The sequence below is a fragment of the Allokutzneria sp. NRRL B-24872 genome, assembly GCF_002155965.1.
GTDB lineage: Bacteria > Actinomycetota > Actinomycetes > Mycobacteriales > Pseudonocardiaceae > Allokutzneria.
Genome location: NZ_MUMH01000195.1, coordinates 994 through 2,069, shown reverse-complemented (window position 1 = coordinate 2,069; position 1,076 = coordinate 994). Strand labels below are relative to the sequence as shown.

General features: G+C 70.9%; 1 protein-coding gene and 1 pseudogene. One reads left to right on the top strand and one right to left on the bottom strand.

Annotation, left to right across the window (positions count from 1 at the left end; genetic code table 11):
* Positions 1-29: 29 nt before the first annotated feature.
* Positions 30-716: an FAD-dependent thymidylate synthase gene (gene thyX / locus CCN37_RS35075; protein ID WP_086829341.1), complete on the bottom strand. Its 687-nt coding sequence runs from the start codon at positions 714-716 to the stop codon at positions 30-32.
* A 143-nt stretch (positions 717-859) separates the two neighbouring features.
* Between thyX and CCN37_RS41780 the strand changes: the two are divergent.
* Positions 860-1,076 (top strand): annotated as a pseudogene (locus tag CCN37_RS41780) (toxin-antitoxin system HicB family antitoxin); the annotation flags it as partial.

Below are 1,076 nucleotides of genomic sequence, written 5' to 3'. Positions count from 1 at the left end.
CGTGCTCACGCCCGCCCCCTCCGCTCAGCTCAGCCCTCGGCGACCAGCGGGCTGGAGGCGACCTCCGTGCCGTCCGGCAGCGAGGAGATCTCGAAGTCGCTGAACACGTTCTCCGCCGCCTTCTGGAGGTGCCGCAGGCACTCGATGGCCAGCGCGCGGATCTCGACGTCAGCGTGCTCGGTGGCGCGCATCGCGATGAAGTGGCGCCACGCCCGGTAGTTGCCGGTCACCACGATGCGGGTCTCGGTGGCGTTCGGCAGGATCGCGCGGGCGGCCTGGCGAGCCTGCTTGCGGCGCAGCGTCGCGTTGGTGACGTCGGCGAACTTCTTCTCCAGCCCGGCGAGCAGCTCGTTGTACGCCGCCACGCTGGCCTCGGCGGCCTTGGCGAACATCTCGTGCAGCTCGGGGTCGTTGGCGATCACGTCCGGCTCGACCATCGCGGCGTCGGACTCGGGGACGTAGCGCTGCGAGAGCTGCGAGTAGGAGAAGTGGCGGTGCCGGATCAGCTCGTGGGTGAGCGAGCGGGACATGCCGGTCAGGTAGAAGCTCACCGACCCGTGCTCCAGCACGGAGAGGTGGCCCACCTCCAGGATGTGCCGCAGGTACCCGGCGTTGGTCGCGGTCTTCGGGTTGGGCTTGCGCCAGGACTGGTAGCACGCGCGCCCGGCGAACTCCGCCAGTGCCTGACCGCCGTCCGCGTCGGTGGTCCAGGGCACCTCGGCGGGCGNNCGCCCGCCGGGTTCGGACGCACTCCGCGAGCCACAGTAGAGGGCTCAAGATCGGCGTTCGCCTGCGGGTATAAGACTTCGTGACGTCACGCTCGGTTGACTGACATCACGAGTGACGCCATAGTGACGTCATGGACCTCACGCCCTACATCGCCGCGCTCCGCGAGGACCTCGCCACCGCGGCGTCGGCCGGGGACGAGCAGACCCAGCGGACCGCCGCGGTGCTGGCGGCGGCACTGGAGCCCGCCGCCCGCCTGGCGATCATGAACGCGCTGTCCGACCTCGCCGCCCAGGTCACCGCCGCCCAGGAGGACCACGTCGTCGAGGTCCGGCTCCGCGGCCGCGACG